At 67.5% G+C, this 25,792-nt stretch carries 19 protein-coding genes, 1 tRNA gene and 1 pseudogene; 15 read left to right on the forward strand and 6 right to left on the reverse strand.

Features of this window, described 5'->3' with window-relative positions; all coding sequences use genetic code 11:
- Positions 1-575 precede the first annotated feature (575 nt).
- A complete protein-coding gene (locus AC3ET3_RS34335; RefSeq protein WP_435613557.1) occupies positions 576-3,605 on the forward strand; it encodes an NACHT domain-containing protein in 3,030 nt (1,009 codons plus the stop codon).
- Positions 3,606-3,838: 233 nt separating this feature from the next.
- Here AC3ET3_RS34335 and AC3ET3_RS34340 read toward each other — a convergent pair whose 3' ends face one another.
- Entirely contained in the window at positions 3,839-4,498 is a 660-nt protein-coding gene (locus AC3ET3_RS34340) for a hypothetical protein (RefSeq protein WP_435613558.1), read from the reverse strand.
- 122 nt (positions 4,499-4,620) lie between these two features.
- Entirely contained in the window at positions 4,621-5,655 is a 1,035-nt protein-coding gene (locus AC3ET3_RS34345; protein ID WP_435613565.1) for a DUF1152 domain-containing protein, read from the reverse strand.
- A 152-nt stretch (positions 5,656-5,807) separates the two neighbouring features.
- Between AC3ET3_RS34345 and AC3ET3_RS34350 the strand changes: the two genes are divergently transcribed.
- The 3 genes and pseudogenes from AC3ET3_RS34350 to AC3ET3_RS34360 all read left to right on the forward strand — a co-directional run.
- On the forward strand, positions 5,808-6,548 hold the full coding sequence (locus AC3ET3_RS34350; protein ID WP_435613559.1) for a GntR family transcriptional regulator: 741 nt from the start codon (positions 5,808-5,810) through the stop codon (positions 6,546-6,548).
- Between the two features lie 277 nt (positions 6,549-6,825).
- Positions 6,826-7,263, forward strand: a complete 438-nt coding sequence (locus AC3ET3_RS34355; RefSeq protein WP_435613560.1) for an ATP-binding protein — start codon at positions 6,826-6,828, stop codon at positions 7,261-7,263.
- 724 nt (positions 7,264-7,987) lie between these two features.
- Positions 7,988-8,200, forward strand: a pseudogene (locus AC3ET3_RS34360) (tyrosine-type recombinase/integrase); the annotation flags it as partial.
- A gap of 49 nt (positions 8,201-8,249) precedes the next feature.
- Here AC3ET3_RS34360 and AC3ET3_RS34365 read toward each other — a convergent pair.
- Positions 8,250-8,323, reverse strand: a tRNA-Gly gene (locus tag AC3ET3_RS34365).
- 560 nt (positions 8,324-8,883) lie between these two features.
- Between AC3ET3_RS34365 and dcd the strand changes: the two genes are divergently transcribed.
- The 3 genes from dcd to AC3ET3_RS34380 all read left to right on the forward strand — a co-directional run bounded on the left by dcd (position 8,884) and on the right by AC3ET3_RS34380 (position 10,444).
- On the forward strand, positions 8,884-9,459 hold the full coding sequence (gene dcd, locus AC3ET3_RS34370) for a dCTP deaminase (protein WP_432138360.1): 576 nt from the start codon (positions 8,884-8,886) through the stop codon (positions 9,457-9,459).
- A 19-nt stretch (positions 9,460-9,478) separates the two neighbouring features.
- The gene (locus AC3ET3_RS34375; protein ID WP_432138374.1) at positions 9,479-9,988 is read left to right on the forward strand and encodes a phosphoribosyltransferase; all 510 of its coding nucleotides are present in this window, start codon (positions 9,479-9,481) and stop codon (positions 9,986-9,988) included.
- A gap of 165 nt (positions 9,989-10,153) precedes the next feature.
- A complete protein-coding gene (locus AC3ET3_RS34380) occupies positions 10,154-10,444 on the forward strand; it encodes a hypothetical protein (RefSeq protein ID WP_432158936.1) in 291 nt (96 codons plus the stop codon).
- Between the two features lie 202 nt (positions 10,445-10,646).
- Here the strand turns inward: AC3ET3_RS34380 and AC3ET3_RS34385 are convergent, their stop codons facing one another.
- Positions 10,647-11,732, reverse strand: a complete 1,086-nt coding sequence (locus AC3ET3_RS34385; protein ID WP_435613561.1) for a Yip1 family protein — start codon at positions 11,730-11,732, stop codon at positions 10,647-10,649.
- Positions 11,733-11,971: 239 nt separating this feature from the next.
- Positions 11,972-14,254, reverse strand: a complete 2,283-nt coding sequence (locus AC3ET3_RS34390; RefSeq protein ID WP_435613562.1) for a (Fe-S)-binding protein — start codon at positions 14,252-14,254, stop codon at positions 11,972-11,974.
- Positions 14,255-14,586: 332 nt separating this feature from the next.
- Here AC3ET3_RS34390 and AC3ET3_RS34395 point away from each other — a divergent pair, with 332 nt between their 5' ends.
- The 7 genes from AC3ET3_RS34395 (at position 14,587) to AC3ET3_RS34425 (ending at position 23,982) form a co-directional block, all read left to right on the forward strand.
- The gene (locus tag AC3ET3_RS34395) at positions 14,587-16,281 is read left to right on the forward strand and encodes an MraY family glycosyltransferase (RefSeq protein WP_435613563.1); all 1,695 of its coding nucleotides are present in this window, start codon (positions 14,587-14,589) and stop codon (positions 16,279-16,281) included.
- 708 nt (positions 16,282-16,989) lie between these two features.
- A complete protein-coding gene (dnaK, locus tag AC3ET3_RS34400) occupies positions 16,990-18,837 on the forward strand; it encodes a molecular chaperone DnaK (RefSeq protein ID WP_432138365.1) in 1,848 nt (615 codons plus the stop codon).
- Positions 18,834-19,502 carry a nucleotide exchange factor GrpE gene (gene grpE / locus AC3ET3_RS34405; protein WP_432138366.1) on the forward strand — a complete coding sequence of 223 codons (669 nt, stop codon included), beginning with the start codon at positions 18,834-18,836 and terminating at the stop codon, positions 19,500-19,502. The genes dnaK and grpE overlap by 4 nt, the downstream gene beginning before the upstream one ends.
- Positions 19,503-19,544: 42 nt before the next feature.
- The gene (gene dnaJ, locus AC3ET3_RS34410) at positions 19,545-20,732 is read left to right on the forward strand and encodes a molecular chaperone DnaJ (RefSeq protein WP_435613564.1); all 1,188 of its coding nucleotides are present in this window, start codon (positions 19,545-19,547) and stop codon (positions 20,730-20,732) included.
- Between the two features lie 5 nt (positions 20,733-20,737).
- A complete protein-coding gene (locus AC3ET3_RS34415; RefSeq protein ID WP_432138375.1) occupies positions 20,738-21,184 on the forward strand; it encodes a heat shock protein transcriptional repressor HspR in 447 nt (148 codons plus the stop codon).
- A 486-nt stretch (positions 21,185-21,670) separates the two neighbouring features.
- Positions 21,671-22,774 (forward strand): sugar ABC transporter substrate-binding protein, encoded by a 1,104-nt coding sequence (locus AC3ET3_RS34420; protein ID WP_432158940.1) that lies wholly within the window; start codon positions 21,671-21,673, stop codon positions 22,772-22,774.
- Between the two features lie 179 nt (positions 22,775-22,953).
- Positions 22,954-23,982, forward strand: a complete 1,029-nt coding sequence (locus AC3ET3_RS34425; protein WP_432138369.1) for a helix-turn-helix transcriptional regulator — start codon at positions 22,954-22,956, stop codon at positions 23,980-23,982.
- Between the two features lie 153 nt (positions 23,983-24,135).
- On the opposite strand, the gene AC3ET3_RS34430 is transcribed toward AC3ET3_RS34425, so the two are convergent.
- Positions 24,136-25,131, reverse strand: coding sequence for a helix-turn-helix transcriptional regulator (locus tag AC3ET3_RS34430; protein ID WP_435613566.1), 996 nt, complete (start codon positions 25,129-25,131; stop codon positions 24,136-24,138).
- A 306-nt stretch (positions 25,132-25,437) separates the two neighbouring features.
- Between AC3ET3_RS34430 and AC3ET3_RS34435 the strand changes: the two genes are divergently transcribed.
- Positions 25,438-25,776, forward strand: a complete 339-nt coding sequence (locus AC3ET3_RS34435; protein ID WP_432138370.1) for a hypothetical protein — start codon at positions 25,438-25,440, stop codon at positions 25,774-25,776.
- Positions 25,777-25,792: the final 16 nt, after the last annotated feature.

Raw genomic sequence — 25,792 nt, forward strand, 5'->3', positions numbered from 1 at the left:
CGGGTGCGCCGAGCCATCAGGCGCGCGTGTGTCTCGCTGTACCCCCACCAGCCGCAGCCACGTTGTTGGCATTCTGCCATCGGCCCCCCCGGGGGGCGTCCGGATAGCCAATCGCTTGTCCACCACACTGGCCCTGGTGAGTCGGAGTGCTACGTACGCTGTGTACGGCTGCCGCTTTGGTGGACTGGGTACTGAGCCTGAGCCCATGACGGCAGGTAGGTAGGTGCATCAGACTTGAGCCTCTCATCTGTACGACTCAGGGTCGTCTTCGGCGGTGACCTGCGATCGAGTGAGTGACCGCGTGCCGTGCGGTGGTACAACTGGTGCATCAGTTCAGTAGTGAAGAATCCCAGCTATTCGAGCAGCACTCCACTAAGATGATGTGCTGACAGCTTGTGCAAGCGAGTGGGGGCAAAAACATGGTTGGGTGGGAACAGCTCGCATACAAGGTCGCCACTGGTGCACTCCGTTCCGCTGCTTCTGCCGCTGTAAGGTCTGCGCTAGCGCCGAAGTCGGGCGCACTGATCGTAACTGGAGGATCCACCGGCAGGTTCAGAAATAAGTTGATCCCGGCAGTGGAAATTACGGATCGGGATATCAAGGAATTCGCGAAGCATGTTTCCTCGATCATGGAAACGCTCATGCGAAATGAATATTCAGGTTTGCCTGAATCGGAAGTCAACGCTTCATTTCAAGCGGTCATTGATTCTTTCGCCTCCGTTTCAATTGATGTTTTTGATACCGACTTCGACCCGCGTTTGCATGCTGAGCAGGTTTTGGCGGAGACTCAAGAGAAGGTCTCGAGGATCGGGCTTAGCGAGGCTGGATACAACCTTTACGCTCGCCTAGTGACAGAAGTTTCTGCTCAAGTTCTCAACTTTGTGACGACCTGGCCGTCGTTTCTAGCCAGAGCAAATGTCGAGCAACTCAAGCGTATGACCCAGGTCGCGAAAGAGCTGCGCAACGTTCGCCAATCGGTTATTGATGACGCGAACGCCGCTGAGGTTAGATTCGAGGAAAAGTACTCAGAGGTAGTTGTCGCAAAGCTCGACCAGCTAGAGCTTTTCGGTGTGACACTCTCCCAACCAGACCAGCGAGCCTATCCACTAAGTACTGCTTACATCAGTCTTTCCGTTGCAGAATCCGATAAATCTAATCCTGGGAAAAGCGAATTTGAAAAGGATCTGGTGAGCCTCGGAGTTGAGGGTGCAACTTCCTGGCATGCGGGTGTCGCTGATGTTGGAGGCGAAGTAAGCGGCGGGCTTCGTTCCGAGAGTGCTATCGCTACTTTCCAGCGCATCTTGCTTCGCGGAGACGCAGGGTCGGGGAAAAGTACGCTACTTCGCTGGTTGTCGGTGCATTCTTCGCGCCGCTCGCTTGATGGTGAGCTTCGCAATTTCAATGGCTATATTCCATTTCTGCTACCGTTGCGTCGATTTGCCGATCGCGACCTTCCAGCTGCACACGACTTTCTGAACGAAATTGGCAAGCACCTCGCTGGAGAGATGCCCAGCGGGTGGGTAAATCGCGTTCTTCGGAGTGGACGTGCATTTATTCTGATCGACGGCGTGGATGAGCTGCCCGAGAATCGGCGAGAAGAAGCCAAGGAATGGCTTGATGAGCTACTCGATACCTACCCAACAGCTCGGTATATCGTCACTTCGCGTCCTGCCGCTGCGGAAGAACGATGGCTGAGTCGGCAGAATTTTACATCAGTTGACATGCTGCCGATGAGTAGCTTGGACATCGCGAACTTTGTAAGCCACTGGCACGATGCTGCTCGTTCGTGCTTGCCGGCCGAATCGACTGATGAAGAGATTGACGAACTTGCCCGGTACGAAGGTGAGCTTGCAAAGGCAATTCGCGGGCAGCGCCAGCTTCGTAAGTTGGCATCCAACCCACTCCTATGCGCTCTTCTGTGCACGCTCAGCCGGGATCGGCGTATGCAGCTTCCGCAGGGCCGCATGGAGCTTTACTCGGCAGCCCTTGAGATGCTCCTGGTACGTCGTGATGTTGAGAGGCGTATTAACCATTCCGATGCGCCAAATCTGACACTTAATCAGAAGCAAAGAATTCTGGGCCACTTCGCATACTGGCTTCTACGCAACCAATTGACCGACACCACAGAAGATCAAGCAATTGATCAGGTGCGGTTGGCCTTGGAGTCGATGCCGTCGGTTCACTCTAGCGGTCCCGAAGTATACAAATACTTGATGGTTCGCAGCGGCCTATTGCGACGGCCTGTGGAAGGGCGGGTTGATTTCATTCACCGCACTTTCCTGGAGTACCTCGCGGCTGCGACGATTGTGTCACTCAACGATATTGGTTCACTGGTAAGGAATGCACACCTGGACCAATGGCAGGAAGTCGTCGCCATGGCAGTAGGGCATGCTCGACCAGAAGAATGCAGCAAAATTCTCAATCAGTTGATTGAACGAGGGGAGAATGAGCCGGCAAACATGGCTAGGCTGCACTTGCTTGCCGCTGCTTGTTTGGAAAATGCCGACCAACTTGATCGAGGAACCTATGATCTCGTCAGGCAACATGCCGAGAAATTGATACCCTCTTCTAAGGTTTCTGAGGCGAAGGAACTGGCAGCAGTAGGTGAGTCAGTGCTTCCCCTGTTGCCTCGCTCCGGGCGTCGGCTGCTTGCTCAGCAAGCGGCATCTACCGTTCGGACAGCGAGCTTGGTTGGTGGCGAAGGGGCCCTGGATATTTTGGGCGGTTATGGTTCCGATGGTCGTAAAGCCGTCTACGCGGAACTATCTCGCGCTTGGACTCAATTTGACGTAGATGAGTACGCCAAACGTGTCATGAGTAAATCGCCTATCGCGCGCAGGGAACTCGTGATCGATCACGAGCAATTGCTGCCTGCTCTACGCCACTTTCCCGAATTGGAAACCCTTCAATGTGGCTGCCCTATAAAGAACTATGATTGGCTCGAAAGCTGTCACTCAGTCAGGCATCTTGCGCTCTGGAATAACTCCGAACCAGCCATGGATCGCATTGCTCAACTTCCCAACCTGCGGGGCCTCGCTCTGGGAAGCTTTGATCCGGAAGAGGGGAACTTTCAGAGTCTCGGCCAGTTGCAGAACCTCGTCACCCTGACGCTGCACATCAAAGACTCTGCGCCATTTGACTTCAACAGATTCCCTGCCCTCGAGAATCTGAGGCGTCTCCAAATCGGATCTGCTGGTCCGGTGACTGGATTCGCACAGAATGATCAATTCGCGAGCCTGGAGTGGGTGACGTTTACGTTTTGTACAGAAGTCGATTTCGCTCAATTCGAAGGTGCTGACAGTCTAATGATGCTTCAGCTAATGCATGTCCAAAATTTCAAAAATGTTGGGGCTCTGAGTGGAATGACCAACCTGCGTGTGGGCGCGTTTTCTGTAAGACAGAAGAACCTCCCCATGCTTGCGGCTATTAAAGACGTGAAATCGCTTAGTGTACTAGTGCGTCGAGGGCGGGCCAATCGCGCCGTGGATCTCTCGCCTTTCACTGGGATGCGCGATGTGCAGATCCGTTTTACTGAGCCGGTTCAACTTGCTGCTCCCGCGTCATCCCTGGGAAAGGGAGTGAAGGTTGTTATGCCGTCTCAATAGGAGGACGGGGCTTTTGGGCGCCTCAACCCACCCTCATATCCCTTCTCTAGCATTACGCGGCCGCTTGCTTTGAGCGCGGCACGGGCGCCGGCCGGGCTGGAGCGGGGCGGAGACAGGAGCGCAGGCCCGGCAGGGGGCCGGGCCGCGCGCGGGGAGCGGAGCGAGCCGCCTTGAACCCGTAGAGAAGGTTGTTACTCAACGGCTGAGCGCGTTGATGATCTTGGAATGGTTCGTCAGAACGGCGGATCGTCCACGCGACCTTGGGTGGTGCTTTGATCAGCGCCCCACGGCGAACTGTGGGGCGATAGGTCGGTGTCGCAGAACAGGAAGGGATTCCGCTGACCTTCCAATCCTGAGGAGTCCTCGCCCCATGCGTTGAGTGCATCGATAGCTCGCTCGCGGTGCTGCCACAGCTCGCTGGTTCCGAGGACCTGTCGGATTACGAACACCAATGCCGCCCTATGGTGCAGCAGCCTGTGATCGTCCAAGAGCGGTATGCAGGCTGAGAGCGCTGCTTCGCTCACGGCACGGTCGGCATCGTTGGCGTATGCGGAAGCTGCTGAGAACAACAACGGTCGGATCTCGCGTATGGCGACCGCCGGCGGATAGTCGTCGAGCGGAAACCCGTGCTGTTGGCCTATCGCATCGGCTGCGTCGGTCACTTCGTTCGCTACCGATGCGATCCAGAGCAGTAGTTCGGCTCGCACGCAGCCTGGGAAGGCTCGGTGGTCCTTGTCGACTGAGCGCAGCGTCCTCGTGTCCGGCAGGATGGCGGCCACGTAGAGCGCCGTGGGTGGTGTCGCTTCGTACAGCGTGTTCTGGTGGTGCAGGACGTTGTGAAGGTCTTCGAGCGCTCTCGTTCTCACATCCTGCTCTGGATCCAGCAGCGCCACCAGTGTCCTGGGCGCGTCTGTGGCTCGCCCGTAAGCATGCTGCAACTCTGCCCAGTCGGTACGGGTGAGTGTGCTCTGTGGGTCGGGTAGATCGGTGGCGAACGGGGACTCGTGGTCGTTTGTCATGTGATCTGCCACAGTGGGGCCGTGTACTGCTCCGGTCGGCTGTTGATGAGCAGGGTGCGGAGGGCGTCCCGCTGCGAGCCGTTGATGTTCAGGGCCTCGGTGAGGTGGCGGAACGTCGTGTGGGTGACTCCGCGGCTTCGGGCCTCCGCCTCGAACTGCTCGACGCCGGCCAGTACCGCTTGGGGGTCGAGCTTCGCCGCCTGCTGGTCCTTGAGCCAGAGGGCCTTGTTGCGCTCGTAGTCGATCTCCGAGAAGCCGCAGACTTCACGGCACAGGGCCTCCACCTCGTCCAAGGTGGTCGTCGCCAGGACCACGCGGGCCAACTCGTTGCGGCTCAGTGCCTCGTCCAGGTCGACTGCGTGGACGGCCGGCCCTTCGTCGGTGAGAGGGATAGGGAGCCCGGCGTCCCGGACTTCGCACGTGCCGCGCACTCCTCGGGCGGTTGCCGCGAGCATGCCGGTGGCCTCGGAAGGGTGCCACTCCAGGACCGGGCTGATGGGCCTCACGTCCTTCGCGGTGAAGGTGTGGACGATTGGACCGAGCAAGCCGAGCAGGTCGTCGAGGGGCAGTTCGCCGTCCAGGCCCGGACCGGCGATCAGCAGCCGGATCGGTGCGTTCGTCTGGCAGCACGCTGCCAGTGTGAGGGCGTCCGCGAGTGGGCTCTTGAGTGTCGGTTCATCGCCCCGGGCCAGCACATCGCCGCCGACGTCCAGGAGGTCGATCGACTCGGGCGCCAGGTGGGTCACCAACTCTTCGAGCTGGCGGGTCACGCCCTCGGCACCCTGCTTCGGGTCGAGCAGTGCGAACGTGTGCGGGAGTTCTGCCGCGAGTCGGGGGAGAGTGGATCCCGCCGGTGCGATGGGGCGGGCCTGCGCCGGCACCTTCCAGACGGCCGGGGTGATCGGCTCCAGGCCTGTGAAGTCGTCGGCTCCTCGCGGGCCCGGTACCGGGTCGATCAGCAAGCGGTCCCACGCGTACGTGAGGATCACCGCCGGATCGCTGTCGTTGCTGTACAGGGCGGCGTGGAGCATGGCGGCGGCGACTGCGTCGCCCCCTCCTCCTGCTGCGACGATCAACCGCGTCATGGGCCCAAGAGTACGGGTTCCGGTGTTGACCACTCACCCTATAGTGGCTAGAGGCCATAGCCACTTGCCGACCATGCGGCACGGGACGAGGAGGGCACATGCCCCAGATCGAGGAGGCTCAGCCGAAGTATCTCCAGATCGCGCACTTCATCCGCGATCAGATTCTTCGGGGTGACCTGCGACCGGGAGACGAGGTTCCCTCGGAACGGCAACTCGCGGCCGACTGGAAGGTGTCCCGGCCGACGGCCGCGCGGGCCTTGGAGGCGCTGAGTCATCAGGGGCTTGTCGAGAAGCGGCAGGGGTCCGGCACCTACGTACGCAGCCTCGAAGTGAACCGGCGGGCCCGCGAGTTGTACGGGCGTGCCCGGCAGACCGGGAAGATCTACACCTCCGGCGAGTACGCCGTCATCACCTCGGCGGGCTGGCTCGACGCCCCGGATCACGTCGCTGAGGCGCTCGGCCTGGTCAAGGACCGTCGAGCCGTGCACCGGCGACGGGTCACCAACAACCAGGACGGGCCCATCACTCTGTCCACCTCGTGGTTCGCGGCAGATGTGGGCCGGCGGGCGCCCAAGCTGACGGATCCGAGGCGGATCCAGGAAGGGACCCTCCTGTACGTCGAGAACATGACCGGTCGCCAGGGCAGTTACGCAGAAGACCGGATGTGCGCCCGTACGGCAACGAACGAGGAAGCCACCGACCTGCATCTGGAGCCCAACTCGCCGGTCCTGATCGTGCATCACGTCGTCTTCGACCTCCAGGACCGGCCGCTGGAGTTCGCCGAAGCCACCTACCCGCCGCACCGCTGGGCGTTCGAGCAGGGCTACCCGCTCTCCTGACGACTCGCCAATCGTGGCGAACCGCTTGCACAGCCCAAGTGGACAATGCCACTATCCAGTAAGTGGCTAAGGCCACTTGATCGGAAGGGGGCATGGCGTGACGAGTCAGCGGCCGGATCGGGGCACGCGCCCAGCGTGCCGAGGGTGCCGGGGGCGCGGATGGAAGCGTGTCGGTTCGCGTACGACCCTGGCACTGGCCACCGCCGCCGACCGCACGCGTGCCACATCGAAACGGCGCTGCCTCGACTGCGACGGCAGCGGCAAGGAGTGAGCGCGGATGGCCTACATGATCGACCGCTGTCCCTCTGAGGACTCACCTCGGCTCGGGGCGATGACCTTGCACCCCGTCGCGGAGTCCATCCCCCGGGCGCGGCGCTGGTTCCGGAAGTTCATCGCCCCGTACGACCCGGTCTGCTCGGTCGACGACTGCGTTCTGATGATCTCGGAGTTGGTGACCAACGCCATCGTCTTCGGGCGGTCGGAGGATCCGTGGCTTGTGCGGGTCGAGTGGTTCCGCGAGGGGGACTCGCTCCGGGTCGAGGTGCACAACCCTGGCTTCCCGGCGAACGTGCGGCGGCGCCGGCCCGATGCCAACGACGCACACGGACGCGGGCTGCTCCTGGTCGACTCCATCGCCGACTCGTGGCACTCCGGGCCCAGCCGCTTCGGCGGGACAGTGGTCTCCTTCATGGTCGATGATGCCTGGACGTCATGACGGGAATGCGCTCCGCCGGGGATGTCCCACCCGTGGCCTTTGTTGCTTCCGGCCAAGCCCCTGCAAGTCTCTGACGTGCTGCTTCCCGCTGACCGGCGGGTGCTGGACGACACCTACCGTGTGAACTGACGCAGCTCTACGCGCGCGGCTGCCGAGTAGCCAGTCGGTAGACCAGGTACGTGAGCCCCAGGATGAAGTCAGCGGCCACCCAGAGCCCGATGATGAGACCCACTCCGATCGTGGTCCCGACGTCGCTCGCGTCGTTGCACAACTCCAACTGGTCGCCAGTCAGCCCCTTGCAGTCTTCCGGTGTGCCGCTGCCGCTTGCCGCGCCTGTGATCACCCAGATGAGGAAGAGGATCTGTACCGCCAGGAAGACCCAGAAGAAGACGCGCCGCCGTTTCCTCGGTGGGGGTGCGGTTGGGGCCTGTCCTGGCGGCTGTCCGGGGGAAGAAGCGCTTTGGGCGGCATTCGGCCATGCGGTCGACTGCTGGGGCGGCGGCGGTTGGTGAGACCTGGGTCCCCATCCCGGTTGCGGCGGCGTCTTCGGGTCCCGGGCACGATGCTGCCTGTTCATGGGCTGCCCCTCTCCGTGTTGCTGCTTCCATCGTGCGCTTCAGGCGCAGTTGTCGCCTGACGACGTAGCAGCAATGGCGCTTGACAGGTCAACCAAGAGCGACGCCAGCGCCCGGACTGTGCTTCCTTCCGCGTTCCTCCGCCGGGAGTCTCGACCCGGTCCGGGGCCATCCTCAAGGACACCATGGTCCTCGCCGGGCGGTCCTCCGAGAAGGCGGCGTTGATCTACCAGCACTCCGACGACGAACGACAGGAAGAGGTCGCCGCCGGCCTCGACGCGACCGTACGCAAGGCGCGGGTCGCCGCAGCCGAGAAGGGGCCCGACAAGCCTTCTGGCACGAATCTGGCACGCGGCGAGTGATCGCAGAGCACAACAAAAAGGCCCGGGTCTCTGACCTGGGCCTTAATCATGGAGCGGGTGACGAGAATCGAACTCGCGCTCTCAGCTTGGGAAGCTGATGTTCTACCATTAAACTACACCCGCGTAAGACACCGACCGGAGTCGGGGTCCGACTGCTTGGTCACTCTACCTCATGGCAGACCCCCGGTGCTGGCACCGCGGGGTCTGAGTGCGTTTCAGGGGTGTTGCGGGGGTGGGATCGGGCTGCGGGGTGCGGGAGTTGGGGCGTACGGTGGCGGGGTTGGAGAGGGGCTCGGCGGGGTCGGAGTGCCGCCTGGAGGGCCGTCCCTTTCATCCCGTAATGTGGCGTTCGTCGTCACGGCATCCCAGCCAGTCGTGACGCGGCTCTTGGGGAAGGGACTCTAGGACTTGATGGAACGCACCCTCGTCCGCTGTGCCGATGGGCACGTGTTCAGCACCACTTCGTTCCCGATGCAGCAGGCCGAGCGGCTCGGCCCCGGGCGGCTCGTCCGATGTCCTCGGTGTGCCCGCCTGCGCAGTGCCGTGCCGGTGAGTCTGCAGAAGCGGTGACACCGGGAGAGACGGTGGAAGGGGTTATCGCCTGAGGTAACGAACGGTTACCGGGTTGGCGCGCGGAGTCGTCCGATGGGGGCGACTCCGCGCGTCTTGCGTATCCTCAGGGCGTGCTTCTCTCAGACAAGGACATCCGGGCCGAGATCGACGCCGGGCGGGTGCGGATCGATCCCTTCGACGAATCCATGGTGCAGCCCAGCAGTATCGACGTGCGCCTCGACCGGTTCTTCCGGGTGTTCGAGAATCACCGGTACCCGCACATCGACCCTTCCGTCGAGCAGGCGGATCTCACCCGGCTCGTCGAGCCCGAGGGTGATGAGCCGTTCATTCTGCATCCCGGGGAGTTCGTCCTCGCCAGCACCTACGAGGTCATCAGCCTGCCCGATGATCTCGCGTCGCGGCTGGAGGGCAAGAGTTCGCTGGGGCGGCTCGGCCTGGTCACCCATTCCACCGCGGGCTTCATCGACCCCGGATTCAGCGGCCATGTGACCCTTGAGCTGTCCAATCTCGCCACCCTGCCGATCAAGCTCTGGCCCGGCATGAAGATCGGGCAGCTGTGCATGTTCCGGCTCAGTTCGCCGGCCGAGCACCCGTACGGCAGCGAGCGGTACGGCTCCCGGTACCAGGGGCAGCGCGGACCCACCGCCTCCCGGTCCTTCCGTAATTTCCACCGCACCCGGGTCTGAGGGTCACGGCGTGAACGACATGAACGGCGCGCGGGAGAATCTGACCTACGAGCGGTTCGGGGCTGCCGTCCGTGAGCTGGCCCAGGTCATCGCCGACGACGGCTATCAGCCGGACATCGTGCTGAGCATCGCGCGCGGTGGCGTTTTCGTCGCCGGTGGACTCGCCTACGCGCTCGACTGCAAGAACATCCATCTGGTGAATGTGGAGTTCTACACGGGCGTCGGCACCACCCTTGAAATGCCCGTTATGCTCGCGCCCGTCCCCAATGTCATTGATTTCTCGGACAAGAAGGTCCTGATCACCGACGACGTCGCCGACACCGGAAAGACGCTCAAGCTGGTCCGTGACTTCTGTCTCGACACCGTCGCCGAAGTGCGCAGCGCCGTCATCTACGAGAAGTCCCAGTCGCTCGTGAAATGCGAGTACGTGTGGAAGCGCACCGACGACTGGATCAACTTCCCGTGGAGTGTCCTGCCTCCCGTGCACAGGTCGGGTGAGGCGCCCAAGGAGAACAGGGAAGCCCTCTGAAGGTTCGCTTCGCGCGTCGGCGGAGAGGAAGGGAGCGCCCATGAGCTGGGTGGCCAACGTGATGGTCGCCGTCGGCCCCGAGGGCGCCCCGAACGCCGAGGCTCTGAGTGACTGGCTGCGGGACGAAGCGCCCCGGCGGGAGCAGCCCGACGTGCTCGGTGTCGGGTGCCTGCGCCTGATCTCCGGCGAGGACTCCGACTGGGGGCGGGGGGGAAGTACCCCGAGTGCGAGGTCTGGGCCGGCGCCCTCGACCACGCCGACCTCGACGCGCTCAGGCGCCGGTTTGCCGAGACGCCCTGGCGGCAGCCGAACGCCGTGCAGCTCCTGGTCCAGGACCAGGAGGAGTCGTTCTTCCGGCTCTGGATGATCCGCGGCGGCGAGCTGCGGCAGTACGCCCCTCTGGAGCCGTCCGAGGAGGACGACGAGTTCTACGCCCACGGACGCCACGGCGCTTGAGCCGGGCCGCGAGTGCAGGGGAGCAGTGAGGGGCCCCGGGGCAGGCCGGGTCGGGTGGTCAGGTCGGGCCGGGCCCCTACCCGCCGTGCCGACGGAACGCCGACGGAACGCCGACGGAACCCCGGCCGCCAAGCCGCTGGGCGCCGCCGCCGTAATGCCGCTGGGCCCCGCCGCCGTAATGCCGCCGGACGCCGCCGGAACGCTAGAACGTGCCCAGCTTCACGATCGACACCAGGGCGATCAGCTGGATCGCCGACGCGCCGAGGGCCTTGGGCCACGGGAGGTCGTGCGAGCGGCTCACCATCATCGTCAGGAGGGTGCCGGCGGCCGCCCAGGTGACCCAGCCCACGCCCTGGACGAAGGTCGCGTCACCGCCGAGGAACATGGCGAAGAGCAGCCGCGGTGCGTCGGTGAGGGACATGATCAGCATGGAGAGGCCGACGGTGGGCTGCCATGCGCCGTTGCCGCCGAGCTGGCGGGCCAGGGTGTGCGTGACCACGCCCAGGACGAAGGAGCTCAGCACCATCGCCACGGCCGTCATCAGGACGATCGGCACCAGGCTGGAGAGCGTCGCGTCGATCGCCTCCTCGCGGGCTCCGTCGAAGCCGAAGACCGCCAGCAGGCCGTACAGGAAGGTCACGATGAGGGCCGGGCCCCACATCGTGTAGTCGCGCATCTGGAGGAACGTCTGCGCGGGGGAGAGGACGATGCCCCTCAGCAGTTCCTTCCAGCGCAGCCGGGGGCCGATCGGGGCGGCCGGGCCCGCCGCGCCGGTCTGGTACGTCTCGCCCTGGGTGTAGCCCTGCCGGCCGCCCTCGTAGCCCTGGGGGAAGCCGGGCGCGCCGGGGCCGCCGCCCCGGCCGTAGGGGGCCTGGTCGTCGATCGAGAACGCCTGGGTGTGGCCCGGGTTGTTCGCGGCGTAGCGGTCCTGCGGGGCGTGCGGGGCGTGGGCGTTGTCGCCGCCGAAGTACTCCGGCTCGTCCGCACCGGGAGCGCCGTGTCCGCTGTGTCCGCCGTGTCCGCCGGGTGCGCCGTGCGCACCCTGGCCGCCCGTGGGTCCCTGTCCGCCAGGTCCGCCAGGTCCGCCGTAACTGCCGCCGTAGCCACCGCCGTACGGCGGCTGCCCGCCGCCCCGGTACTGGGGGTACGCCGGCTGCGGGGCCTGCGGCGTCGGCGGATAGCCGTACGACGGGGCCTGGGGCGCCTGCTGCCCGTGCGGGGGGTGTTGCGGTCGCGCTTGCGGGGCGCGGTCGTCCCGGCCGCCGCGTCCGATCCTGAATCCAGCCACGTCATCGAACGTACCTGGTCGCCGGGGAGGAGGCGCGGGAGCCCGGCATACGGGGGCCCTTTGCTGCCGACCTGTGACATCCCCTAAGGGGCAACCTGAGGAGCACCTGAGGGGCGCCTGAGGAGCCCCTGGTGAGCGCCCCGGGGAATACCCGGAGCGATTTCGCCCAGCGGGAGCCGGGGAACGGCGATGCCCCCCGCCGTCGTCGGCAGGGGGCATCAACGGCCTTCGGAGGGCGGTTACTTCACCGGCTCCGGCTCCGGCTCGTTCTCCTCCTCCGCGTCGCCCGCCGGGTCGACCGGCGTCTTGACGGAGTCCAGGAGCAGTTGGGCGACGTCGACGACCTGGATGGACTCCTTGGCCTTGCCGTCGTTCTTCTTGCCGTTGACCGAGTCGGTCAGCATGACGAGGCAGAACGGGCAGGCCGTGGAGACGATGTCCGGGTTGAGGGACAGGGCCTCGTCGACGCGCTCGTTGTTGATGCGCTTGCCGATCCGCTCCTCCATCCACATCCGCGCGCCGCCGGCGCCGCAGCAGAAGCCCCGCTCCTTGTGGCGGTGCATCTCCTCGTTGCGCAGGCCCGGGACCTTGCCGATGATCTCGCGCGGGGGCGTGTAGATCTTGTTGTGGCGGCCCAGGTAGCACGGGTCGTGGTAGGTGATGATGCCCTCGACCGGGGTCACCGGGATCAGCCGGCCCTCGTCCACCAGGTGCTGGAGCAGCTGGGTGTGGTGGATGACCTCGTAGTCGCCGCCGAGCTGCGGGTACTCGTTGCCGAGGGTGTTGAGGCAGTGCGGGCAGGTGGCGACGATCTTCTTCGCCGACTTCGGCTTGGCGGACTCGGCGACGACCTTGCCCTCGTCGTCCAGCTCCTCGCCGAACGCCGTGTTCAGGGCCATCACGTTCTCCATGCCGAGCTCCTGGAACAGGGGCTCGTTGCCGAGGCGGCGGGCGGAGTCACCGGTGCACTTCTCGTCGCCGCCCATGATCGCGAACTTCACGCCCGCGATGTGGAGCAGCTCGGCGAAGGCCTTGGTGGTCTTCTTTGCCCGGTCCTCCAGCGCGCCCGCGCAGCCGACCCAGTACAGGTACTCGACCTCGGACAGGTCCTCGATGTCCTTGCCGACGACCGGGACCTCGAAGTCGACCTCCTTGGTCCACTCCAGGCGCTGCTTCTTGGCCAGGCCCCAGGGGTTGCCCTTCTTCTCCAGGTTCTTGAGCATGGTGCCCGCCTCGGACGGGAACGCGCTCTCGATCATCACCTGGTAGCGGCGCATGTCGACGATGTGGTCGATGTGCTCGATGTCGACGGGGCACTGCTCGACGCAGGCGCCGCAGGTGGTGCAGGACCACAGGACGTCCGGGTCGATGACGCCGTTCTCCTCGGCGGTGCCGATGAGGGGGCGCTCGGCCTCCGCCAGAGCCGCGGCGGGCACGCCGGCCAGCTGCTCCTCGGACGCCTTCTCCTCGCCCTCCATGGTCTTGCCGCCGCCGGCCAGCAGGTACGGGGCCTTGGCGTGGGCGTGGTCCCGCAGCGACATGATCAGCAGCTTGGGGGAGAGCGGCTTGCCCGTGTTCCAGGCGGGGCACTGCGACTGGCAGCGGCCGCACTCGGTGCAGGTGGAGAAGTCCAGCAGGCCCTTCCAGGAGAACTGCTCGACCTGCGAGACGCCGAAGACGTCGTCGTCGCCCGGGTCCTCGAAGTTGATCGGCTTGCCGCCGGAGGTCATCGGCAGCAGCGCGCCGAGCGAGGTCGCGCCGTCGGCGTTCCGCTTGAACCAGATGTTCGGGAAGCCGAGGAAGCGGTGCCAGGCCACACCCATGTCGGTCTTCAGGGCCACCGTGATCATCCAGATGAAGGACGCGGCGATCTTCAGACCGGCGAACAGGTAGGTGAGGTTCTGCAGCGTGGAGAGGTCCATGCCCTCCAGCCACGAGACGACCGGGTAGGAGATGAAGAAGGACGCCTCGTAGCCGTCGACGTGGTGCTGCGCGCCCTCCAGGGCGTGCAGCATGAAGATGCAGGTGCCGACGACGAGGATGACCGCCTCGACGAAGTAGGCCTGACCGGTGTTGGAGCCGGCGAAGCGGGACTTGCGGCCCGGCCTGCCGGGCCGGGACAGCTGCCGGATGGCGATCAGGATCAGGATGCCGACCACCGTCATGGTGCCGATGAACTCGACGAAGACGTTGTACGGCGCCCAGTCGCCGATGACGGGCAGCACCCAGTCGGCGACGAAGAGCTGGCCGATGGCGTTCACGATGGTCAGCAGCAGCGTGTAGAAGCCGATCGCCACGAACCAGTGCGCGAAACCGACGATGCCCCAGCGGTTCATCCTGGTGTGGCCGAGGAACTCCCTGGCCAGAGTCAGGGTGCGCAGGACGGGGTCGTTGGTCCGGGCGCCCGCCGGCAGGGGCTGGCCGAGCATCAAGAAGCGGAAGATCTGCAGGATGGCTCGGCCGAACAGGGCGATGCCGACTGCCATGAGGACCATCGACACGATGATCGCGGCGAGTTGCATGGGGTGGCTCCTCGGGCCTGCGAGGGAGATTACTAAGCGGTAACTTATGCAGTCCGTCCGAGACTACCCGCATCCCCCGCCGCACTGTAGTCAGCCGTGCGGTGATCTGTGTCGCTGAGGCAGACCTGAGCGCCGGGGGCGGGGGGTGGGCGGGTGTGTGGGCGCGCGGGCGGGCGGTGCTTCCCAGGATGCCGCACTGGTGGGGGTGGGGCGGGGATCGGCGGACGTCGCACCGGGTGCCCGCGCCGGGTGGCGTGGGGAGGGGCGGCTCCCGTTGCGATCCGATCGTGTTATTCATACCGAATTGGTACATTTCGCCCTAACGTGTATCCGTGCTCTACGGAATCGCCTCCGCCACCGCCGCCCTGCTCCTGGCCGCCTCCCTCGCCGCGCTGCTGCGTGTGCCCGCCCTGCGGGTGGGACTCGTCGACCGGCGGCAGCGCCAGCGGCGGGTGCCGCTGGCCGGCGGGGTCGCCGTGGCGGGCGCCACCTGCGCCGTCGCCTGGGTCGGGGACAGCGGCGGATACGCGCCGCTCGGACCCGGGGTGGGTGCCCTGCTGACGGCCGCCGCCGTGGTGGCCGGGCTGGGGCTGGTCGCCGACGCGTGGCGGCTGCGCACGCGCTTCCTGATCGTCGGTACGGCGGTCGCGGCCACCTGCGTCATGCCGTACGGGGATGTCGGCGTCCTCGGCGGCATCCTCGCGGCGGGATGGGTGACCGTCGTGGCGCTCGCCTTCCGGTCGCTCGACCACGCGGACGGGGTGGCCGGGGCCGTCGGGGTGATCACCGCGTTCGGGGCGGCCGCCTGCGCGGCGGCGGAGGTGCTCGACGGACTCGCGGTACTGCTGAGCGTGCTGGCCGCGGTGCTGACCGGCTTCCTGATGCACAACTGGCCGCCGGCGCGGGTCGGCCTCGGCGCCTGCGGGTCGCTGTTCTCGGGGTTCCTGGTCGCCGGTGCGGGCGTGCACGCGCGCGTGGGACACGATCCGGTGGCCGGGGCGGGCGTGCTGTTCGCCCTCACCGCGGTGGCCGTGGTCGACGCCGTCGTGGTCGTCGTCGCGCGCCGCGTCGCCGGGCGGCCGCTCCTGCGCGGCGGCCCGGACCATCTCGGCCACCGGTTGCGGCGGCTCGGCCTCACGCCGCCGGGTGCCACCGTCCTCCTGACCGTGGCCGCCTTCGCCGCCGTACTCGTCGCCGTGCTGGCACACGGCGGCTGGCTCGGACCTCGCAGCACTCTGTGGGTGGCGGGCGGCGCGGCCCTGCTGACGCTCGCCATGCTCCGGGTGCCCGGCCCGTCCGCCCGCCGCCGGCCCGTGCCTCGCCCCGGCGCCGGTCGGCAGCACCGAGCCGTGCCGCGGGGGGAAGCGGGGGCGGGCCGGGAATCCGGCTGGGAGCGTGGGTCCGGCTCGGGACGTGGGTCCGGGTGGGGACGTGGGTCCGGGTGGGGACGTGGTCCTGGCTTCGGGCGTGGAGGTGCTTGGGCACCACGGGGCGGTGCCTGGGCGGGGGGTGGTGCTTGGGCGCGTGGCAGTGCTTGGGGGCGTGGCGGCGGCTCGGGCCGTGGGGCGGCCGTGGGTGCCGGGAGCGTCCTGGGCCGGGAAGCCGCGCCGAGCGGTAGGGGTGCTGTCGTGGACGGTGGGGGTGCGGTGGGTGGCGCTACCGGCCCGGATCATGCGGGGGCCCAGGGTCGTGGAACCGTCTACGGACGCGGAGCCGTTCTCGGGTGTGAGGTCGGCGTCGGCCCGGGTCCTGAAGCCGTACTGGCCCCGGAGCCCCTTCTCGGCGGCGAGCCTGCCCCCGTGCAGCCTGCCCCCGTGCAGCCTGCCCCCGTGCGGCCCGCCCCGGTGCAGCCCGCCGCTGGGCAGCCCGCCCCGAGGCAGCCTGCCGCGGGGCTCGGCCCGGCCTCGGGTGGCTGCGAGCCTGTGCCTTCCCCCGCACCTGACCGGACCTATGAGGTCGCCGAGTCGCGCGAGGCCGGAGAGGGCCGCGGACCCGGTCGCCGCTGGGAGCCCGCCCAGGCGTCGTGAGTGAGGTGTGTGCCGCGCGGGGAGGTGGGGGAGGGGGCTTCGGCGGGGACGGTTCGGCTCAGAACGGGGGCGGGCCGGGGCCGACCGGGAGCGGGTTCTCGTCCGGTCCGGCCCTTCGTCCGGTCCGGCCCTTCGTCCGGTCCGGCCCTTCGTCCGGTCCGGCCCTTCGTGCGGTCCGGTCCCTCGTCCGGGCCTGGCGTTCGTCCGGGCCGGGGGGTCGTCCGGGCCTGGCGTTCGTCCGGGCCGGGGGGCGTGCGGGCCGGGGGGCGTCCGTCGGGTGGGCTCCGGACCTCGCCGCGGCACCCTCCGCCCGCCCGTGAGGGGACCCGTACTCCCGCGCCCCGTCGTGTGACCCGCGTCCCTTCCTCGGCCCACCGCGCATACAGCCCCCGGCACGGGCAACCCGCCGCCTCCGCGGCCGGCCGCCCCCTTCCCCCTCGGCCGTCCTCCCCCGCCCCGCCGTTCAGCCCCCGGTCCTCGCCGACCACCTCCACGCGTCAAGCCGTCGACACTCCCGGGCACACCACCCCCTCACCCGCCCCCTCCCGCCCGCCTCCCGTAAAACCCCAGCTCAGAACGCCCCTCTCCGCCCCTTGCGTGTAAGGAGGGGATAAGAGTTGAGCCTCGTCGGCTCAGGTCTGTTGACCGGCGGCGGCGGGTCGTGCACACTTGAGCCTGTTCCACTCAAGTCAGCTGGAGGAATCAACCATGGCACGTGCGGTCGGCATCGACCTGGGCACGACTAACTCCGTCGTCAGCGTTCTGGAGGGCGGCGAGCCCACCGTCATCACCAACGCCGAGGGTGCCAGGACCACGCCGTCCGTCGTCGCCTTCGCGAAGAACGGTGAGGTGCTCGTAGGTGAGGTGGCCAAGCGCCAGGCCGTCACCAACGTGGACCGGACCATCCGCTCCGTGAAGCGCCACATGGGCACGGACTGGAAGATCGAGCTCGACGGGAAGCCCTTCAACCCGCAGCAGATCTCCGCGTTCATCCTCCAGAAGCTGAAGCGCGACGCCGAGGCGTACCTGGGCGAGAAGGTGACCGACGCGGTCATCACCGTCCCGGCGTACTTCAACGACTCCGAGCGCCAGGCGACGAAGGAGGCCGGTGAGATCGCCGGTCTGAACGTCCTGCGCATCGTCAACGAGCCCACCGCGGCCGCGCTCGCGTACGGCCTCGACAAGGACGACCAGACGATCCTCGTCTTCGACCTCGGCGGCGGCACCTTCGACGTGTCCCTGCTGGAGATCGGCGACGGTGTCGTCGAGGTGAAGGCCACCAACGGTGACAACCACCTCGGTGGTGACGACTGGGACCAGCGCGTCGTCGACTACCTGGTCAAGCAGTTCCAGTCCGGCCACGGCGTCGACCTGTCCAAGGACAAGATGGCGCTGCAGCGGCTGCGCGAGGCCGCCGAGAAGGCGAAGATCGAGCTGTCCTCGTCCACCGAGACCTCGATCAACCTGCCGTACATCACGGCGTCCGCCGAGGGCCCGCTGCACCTGGACGAGAAGCTCACCCGCGCCCAGTTCCAGCAGCTGACCGCGGACCTGCTGGAGCGCTGCAAGACGCCGTTCCACAATGTGATCAAGGACGCCGGCATCCAGCTCGGCGAGATCGACCACGTGGTCCTCGTCGGCGGCTCCACCCGCATGCCGGCCGTCGCCGAGCTCGTCAAGGAGCTGACCGGCGGCAAGGAGGCCAACAAGGGTGTGAACCCGGACGAGGTCGTCGCCATCGGCGCCTCGCTCCAGGCCGGTGTCCTCAAGGGCGAGGTCAAGGACGTCCTGCTCCTCGACGTCACCCCGCTGTCCCTCGGTATCGAGACCAAGGGCGGCATCATGACCAAGCTGATCGAGCGCAACACGACGATCCCGACCAAGCGCTCGGAGATCTTCACCACGGCCGAGGACAACCAGCCGTCGGTGCAGATCCAGGTCTACCAGGGCGAGCGTGAGATCGCGGCCTACAACAAGAAGCTCGGTATGTTCGAGCTGACCGGTCTGCCCCCGGCGCCGCGCGGCGTCCCGCAGATCGAGGTCTCCTTCGACATCGACGCCAACGGCATCATGCACGTGACCGCGAAGGACCTGGGCACGGGCAAGGAGCAGAAGATGACCGTCACCGGCGGCTCCTCGCTGCCGAAGGACGAGGTCGACCGCATGCGCCAGGAGGCCGAGCAGTACGCGGAGGAGGACCACCGCCGCCGCGAGGCCGCCGAGGCCCGCAACCAGGGCGAGCAGCTGGTCTACCAGACCGAGAAGTTCCTCAAGGACAACGAGGACAAGGTCCCCGGCGAGGTCAAGACCGAGGTCGAGGCCGCCGTCGCCGAGCTGAAGGAAGCCCTCAAGGGCGAGGACACCGCCGCGATCCGCACCGCCACCGAGAAGGTCGGCGCCGTGTCGCAGAAGGTGGGCCAGGCGATGTACGCCGACGCCCAGACGGCCCAGGCCGCGGGCGACGGTGCCGCCGCCGGCGGCGAGGCCCCGAAGGCCGACGACGACGTCGTGGACGCCGAGATCGTGGACGACGAGCGCAAGGACGGTGCCGCGTGACGGAGGAGACCCCGGGCTTCGAGGAGAAGCCCGACGTCCCCTCCGGCGCGACCCCTGACGACGCCGAGCCGAAGGCCGCGACCCCGCCGAACGGCGAGGGAGCGGCCCCGGCCGGGGACGAAGCAGCAGACGCGGGCCTGCTGGCCCAGCTGGACCAGGCTCGCATGGCGCTCGGTGAGCGCACGGCGGATCTGCAGCGCCTCCAGGCGGAGTTCCAGAACTACCGCCGCCGGGTCGAGCGCGACCGGATCGCGGTCAAGGAGATCGCCATCGCGAACCTCCTGACCGAACTCCTGCCCGTGCTCGACGACATCGGCCGGGCGCGGGAACACGGCGAGCTGGTCGGCGGCTTCAAGTCCGTCGCCGAGTCGCTGGAGACCGTGGCCGCCAAGATGGGCCTGCAGCAGTTCGGCAAGGAGGGCGAGCCCTTCGACCCGACGATCCACGAGGCGCTGATGCACAGCTACGCGCCGGACGTCACCGAGACGACCTGCGTGGCGATCCTGCAGCCCGGGTACCGGATCGGCGAGCGCACCATCCGCCCCGCGCGGGTGGCGGTGGCCGAGCCGCAGCCCGGCGCCCAGACGGTCAAGGCGGCCGACGAGGCGGCGGACAAGAGCGAGTCGGCCGACACCGAGGAGAGCGGTGGCCCGGACGAGGGCTGACGGGAAGACCGAGGAGAACCGCGGAGAGGGGGTACGGCGAGGATGAGCACCAAGGACTTCATCGAGAAGGACTACTACAAGGTCCTCGGCGTGCCCAAGGACGCCACCGAGGCCGAGATCAAGAAGGCGTACCGCAAGCTCGCCCGCGAGTACCACCCGGACGCCAACAAGGGCAACGTCAAGGCGGAGGAGCGCTTCAAGGAGATCTCCGAGGCGAACGACGTCCTCGGCGACCCCAAGAAGCGCAAGGAGTACGACGAGGCACGCGCCCTGTTCGGCAACGGCGGCTTCCGCCCCGGGCCGGGCGGGGGCGGCGGCTCCTTCAACTTCGACCTGGGCGACCTCTTCGGAGGCGGCGCCCAGGGTGGCGCGGGCGGCGCGGGTGGCGGCGGTTTCGGCGGCGGCATCGGCGATGTCTTCGGTGGCCTGTTCAACCGGGGCGGTGCCGCGGGCACGCGGACCCAGCCCCGGCGCGGCCAGGACATCGAGTCCGAGGTCACCCTCAGCTTCACGGAGGCCATCGAGGGCGCCACGGTGCCGTTGCGGATGTCCTCACAGTCCCCCTGCAAGGCCTGTTCCGGGACCGGCGACAAGAACGGCACGCCGCGCGTGTGCCCGACCTGCGTCGGCACCGGGCAGGTCGCCCGGGGCTCGGGCGGCGGCTTCTCGCTGACCGACCCGTGCCCGGACTGCAAGGGCCGCGGGCTGATCGCGGAGAACCCCTGCCCCGACTGCAAGGGCAGCGGACGCGCCAAGTCGTCGCGCACCATGCAGGTCCGCATCCCCGCCGGGGTGACCGACGGGCAGCGGATCCGGCTGCGCGGCAAGGGCGCGCCCGGTGAGCGCGGCGGTCCGGCCGGCGACCTCTACGTCGTCGTGCACGTCGGCGCCCACCCGGTGTTCGGCCGCAAGGGCGACAACCTCACGGTGACCGTGCCGGTGACGTTCACCGAGGCCGCGCTCGGCGGGGAGATCAAGGTCCCCACGCTCGGCGGCCCGTCCCTGACCCTGAAACTGCCGCCCGGCACCCCCAACGGCCGCACCATGCGGGCCCGCGGCAAGGGCGCGGTCCGCAAGGACGGCACGCGCGGGGACCTGCTGGTCACCGTCGAGGTGAGTGTTCCCAAGGACCTGTCGGGGAAGGCTCGTGACGCGCTGGAGGCGTATCGCGAGGCGACCGCGGGCGAGGACCCGCGGGCGGAGCTGTTCGAGGCCGCGAAGGGAGCATGACGCAGATGGACGGCCGTCGACGTAACCCGTACGAGCTGACCGAGGAGACCCCGGTCTACGTCATCTCGGTGGCTGCCCAGCTCTCCGGACTGCACCCGCAGACGCTGCGCCAGTACGACCGCCTGGGCCTGGTCTCCCCCGACCGGACCCCCGGGCGGGGCCGGCGGTACTCGGCCCGCGACATCGAACTGCTCCGCCAGGTGCAGGCGCTGTCGCAGGACGAGGGCATCAACCTGGCCGGCATCAAGCGGATCATCGAACTGGAGAACCAGGTCGCCGCGCTGCAGTCCCGGGTCGCCGAGCTGGAGGCGGCGCTGGACGGCGCGGCGGCGGCCATGCAGCAGCGCGAGGCGGCGGTGCACGCGTCGTACCGCCGCGATCTGGTGCCGTACCAGGAGGTGCAGCAGACCAGCGCGCTGGTGGTGTGGCGGCCGAAGAAGGCCAAGGACTGAAGCCGCCGCCACTCGTCACGCCACTCGTCACGGGGGCCGTTACGGCGGCCGCGCGTCGGCGCACAGCAGGGCCCGGAGTCCCGTCCGACTCCGGGCCCTTCGCGTTGGTCCCCCGGGCCCTGCGCGTTGGTCCCCGGGCGGTCGTGGGGTGCTGCGGGCGGCCCGCTCGGCTGGCCGGGTTCGTTCGTACCTGTGAACGGATCGGGCGCGGGCGCCGCCGTGGCGAACGGGAGGAGGACCGGACGGGTGGAGCGCAGGAGTGGTGAACGTGTCGCGGAACTGGCCCGCCGAAGAGGGGGCCTTGAGGTGATTTGCACCGAATTGGGCTTGCTTTCCTGCGTCTTCGGCCGCTGAGCGGAGGGTGATGTTGCCATCTCGTTAAGTGATTTCGCTTGACGCCGGTATGCGCTGACGCGTTGTCTTTTCAGACACCTGGGACGTCATGTCGTACCCATGTCCACACGCACCCCTGAAGTGAGCCCCTGAATGCGTCGAATAGCCCTCACTGTGGTCGCCTCCACGATGACCCTCTCGCTCGCCGGCTGCGGGATGCTGAGCGCGGCGGAGGACGGTGCCGAGGCGAGTCCGACCAAGGGCAACGACGTCACCGTGGGCGTCCTGATGCCGGAGAAGACGAACACCCGCTACGAGGAGTTCGACTACCCCATCATCAAGGCGAAGGTGGCCTCGCTCACGGGCAACAAGGGCAAGACGGTGTACGCCAACGGCGAGGCGAACTCCGACAAGCAGATCGAGCAGATGCAGAAGATGATCTCCGACAAGGTGGACGTCATCCTGCTCGACGCCGTCGACTCCAAGGCCATCGCGGGCACCGTGAAGGAGGCCAAGGAGGCCGGTATCCCGGTCATCGCCTACGACCGGCTCGCCGAGGGCCCGATCGACGCCTACGTCTCCTTCGACAACGAACTCGTCGGGGAGGTACAGGGCCGCTCCCTGATCGAGGGCATGGGCTCTCCCGAGGTCACTGACAACATTGTCATGATCAACGGCTCGCCGACCGACCCGAACGCCGGGCAGTTCAAGCAGGGCGCGCTCTCCGAGCTCAACGGCCGGGTCACCATCGCGGCCAGCTACGACACCGACGGCTGGAAGCCGGAGCTCGCCGAGCAGGAGATGGCCGAGGCGATCGACAAGATCGGCAAGAGCAAGATCGGCGGTGTCTACTCCGCCAACGACGCCATGGCCGGCGGCATCATCAAGGCCCTCAAGGACGCCGGCGTCACCGAGCTGCCGCCGATCACCGGCCAGGACGCCGAACTCGCCGCCGTGCAGCGCATCATCGCCGGCGAGCAGTACATGAGCGTCTACAAGTCCTACCCGCAGGAGGCCGAGGCCGCCGCGGAGATGGCCGTCGCCAAGGTCCAGGGCCGCGACATCCAGTTCGACGCCCTCACCCGCGACCGGGTCGACAGCCCCACCCACAAGAAGATCCCGGCGCAGCTGGTGACGGTGGTCGCGCTGACCAAGAGCAACATCAAGGACACCGTCATCGCGGACGGCATCTACAAGGTCTCCGACATCTGCACCAGCGAGTACAAGAACGCCTGCCAGGCCCTGAAGCTGAAGTGACGCGGGCCGTCCCCGGCCGATGACACCGGCCGCCCCGGCCGTCGGCGCCGGTGTCCGGCCGAACCCCCGCACAGGGGTGGATTTCCGGCCCGGGCCCCTGGGGAGCCGTGTTGCGGAGCCGCTCCTCGCCGCGCATAGTTGCGCTGCGGAAGAGGCGTACAGCGGGGGTGGAATGGGCGATGGCCGGGCGCGGGGCGCAGGAGCATCCTCACGGTGCCGACCGGCTGTGCGAGGCCGGGGACCGGGTGTACTCCCGGGCCGTCCGACGGGGGCGGGTGCCGCGCCGTGACGCCGAGCCGGTGCCCTGTCTGCTGGAGCTGGCCCTGCTGCACCCGGACCCCGACGACATGGACTGGCTGGTGCCGACCTCCCCGCAGGAGGTCATGACCCGGCTGCTGCGCGGGGTGCACGACGAGGTGAGCGCCAGCCAACGGCGCGTGGGCGCCGCTGTGGCGGCCGTCGAGTGGTACGCCGGGCTGGGCGGCCCGGCGTCGGCCGGCGGCCCCGGAGAGGGGCAGGCGATCCGCGTCCTGGACGGCCTGACGCGCATCCAGGCGGCCATGGACGAGGCGACCCAGGCGTGCACCACCGAGGTGCTCACCGTGCAGCCCGGCGGCATCCGCCGCGAGGACGAGCTCGCGGAGGGGCTGCACCGGGCGCTGGCGCTGCGCGGGCGGGGCGTGCGGATGCGGGACCTGTACAACCACGTCGCCCGGCACGGGCAGGGGCTGCTGAACTACCTGGAGCTGATGGGCGGGACGGTCGAGGCGCGCACCATGGACGAGGTCGTCGACCGGCTGATCCTGTTCGACCGGACCGTCGCCTTCATCCCCGCCAACCCCGAGCGCACCATGGCGCTGGAGCTGCGTCACCCGGCGCTCGTCTCCTACCTGGTGACGGTGTTCGAGCGGCTGTGGCGGCTGGCGATCCCGCTGTCGGCCCCGCTGCCCGACACCGGTATCGAGGGCATCTCGCACCGGGAGCAGTCCATCGCCGCGCTGCTCGCGGAGGGCCACCAGGACGCGGTGATCGCGGAGCGGCTGGGCATCAGTGTGCGGACCTGCCGGGCGCACATCGCGCGGCTGTCGGAGACGTTGGGGGCGGCGAGCCGTGCGCAGTTGGGTGTGCGGATCGCGCAGGTGGGGCTGGACGGACCGCCCGTCGGCCCGCTGACCGTTCCCGGCCGGCGCTCCCCGACAGTCCGGTGAGACCCCCGACAGTCCGGTGAGACCCCCGGCCGTCCGGTGAGACCCCCGGCCGTAGGGTGCGAGTCCCCGGCCGTCTGATCGGGACTCACGGCCCGTCCGGTGTGGCTCACGGCCCGTCCGGTGTGACCTCCTGCCGTCCGGTGCGGGTCGCGGTCAGTTCTCCTGTTTCAGAATCCCCGACTGCGCTATGAGGTAGCCGAGTTGGGCCCGGCTGCCGCTGCCCAGCGCGTTGGCCAGCTTGGCGATGTGGGCCCGGCAGGTGCGTACGTTCATGCCCAGGCGGCGGGCTATGGCCTCGTCGACGTGACCCTCGACGAGCAGCTTGGCTATCGAGTGCTGTATCTCCGTGATGCCGTCGGGCGCCGTCTCGTACGGGGCGCCGGCGGTCAGCGGCACCGCCCGGTCCCACATGAACTCGAACACCTTGATCAGGTACCGGACCAGCCCCGGATGCCTGAGCTCCAGGGCGACCTTCTGGTCGTCGCGGATCGGGATGAAGGCGACGGCCTCGTCGCAGATGACGAGCCGCTCGACCAGCCCGTCGATGGTCCGGTGCTCCGTCTTGCCGTCGGAGAGCCGGGCCACGTAGTCCAGCCTCTCCGGGCTGTACCGGGCGGTGTGCGGATAGAGGGTCCTGATGCGGACCCCCCGCTCGATCAGGGGCCGGTCGCGGCCCAGCCCCTGTATCAGGCTCTGTTCGGGGCGGTGGCCGCTCGGCTGGACCGTGAGCATCTCGGTCTGGCACTGGGCGGTCGCCAGGTTGAGCGCCTCGTTGATGCGGGTACTGCCCTCCAGCACGGTGATCGAGCCGCCCGTCGTGGTCTGGGCGCTGATGGTCATGAATGGCTCGAAGACGTCGGACAGTTCAATGGACAACCGTCTGCGCTCGGAAATCTCGTGCTCTATGGGATTGAGCCGCTGGGCGAGAGCGACCGCCGGGGGTATGGGGCGCAGCCAGTCAGGGTCGTCCGGGTCGGGGTGCAGGAGGGCGAACTCCATCAGGCACGGAGCCGCCTGCACGTCCGTTCGCGCAATGCGTCCCGCCCGCAGGGCGTTCGCATAAAGTCGGCCACCCTCCTCGCACAGCTCGGTCACCGCATGGGGATGTGTGGCCTTAGTCCGACTCGTCACCAAATCTCCACCCCCCAGGGTCCTGAACGTGCAGGAACATGATGCATCGATTGTGTGGCCATGACGTGCCCGAATGAGCCATCGTCGTACTCGACGGGGGAAGAGGGGACCTTCAAGTGAGGACGAAGCCGACTATGCGTAACAGAATGCTTCGCTCGGTGCTTGTCGCCGCCTTCTCCGCCGTAGTGGCTGTCGGAACCGTGCATGGCCTCTCCGGCTCGAAGGGCGACAACCGGGCGGACAGTGTCTGGCCGATAGCTCCGAAGGAGCATGTGGTCGCGGACAGTGTCTGGCCGGCGAGCGTCATGGACTCGGAGCGCTGACGTGACCACTCCACCCGACGATCGCTCCTTCCGTCGTGAGATGGCCACCGCCTACCGCTCCGGCTGGCACTTCATCGACCTGGTCACCGCCATCCCCCACAGCGGTGACTCGCTGATGGTGACCGTGTTCGGCGAGCCGGTCGTGGTGACGCGGGACGAGGACGACGACGTACGGGCGTACCGGTGTCTGCGGCGGCCTCGGGGGGCGCCGCAGCCCGTGCGGTGTGCCATCCGGTACGGAATGATCTTCGTGAACCTCGACCAGCGCGACCATCAGCTCGTGGAGGCGGCCCCCCCACCCGCCCCGCGCACCATCTCAGCCACCCCCCGCAGTGCCTGACGCGATTCCCCCGTCG

It is taken from the genome of Streptomyces sp. bgisy159, from assembly GCF_057707805.1.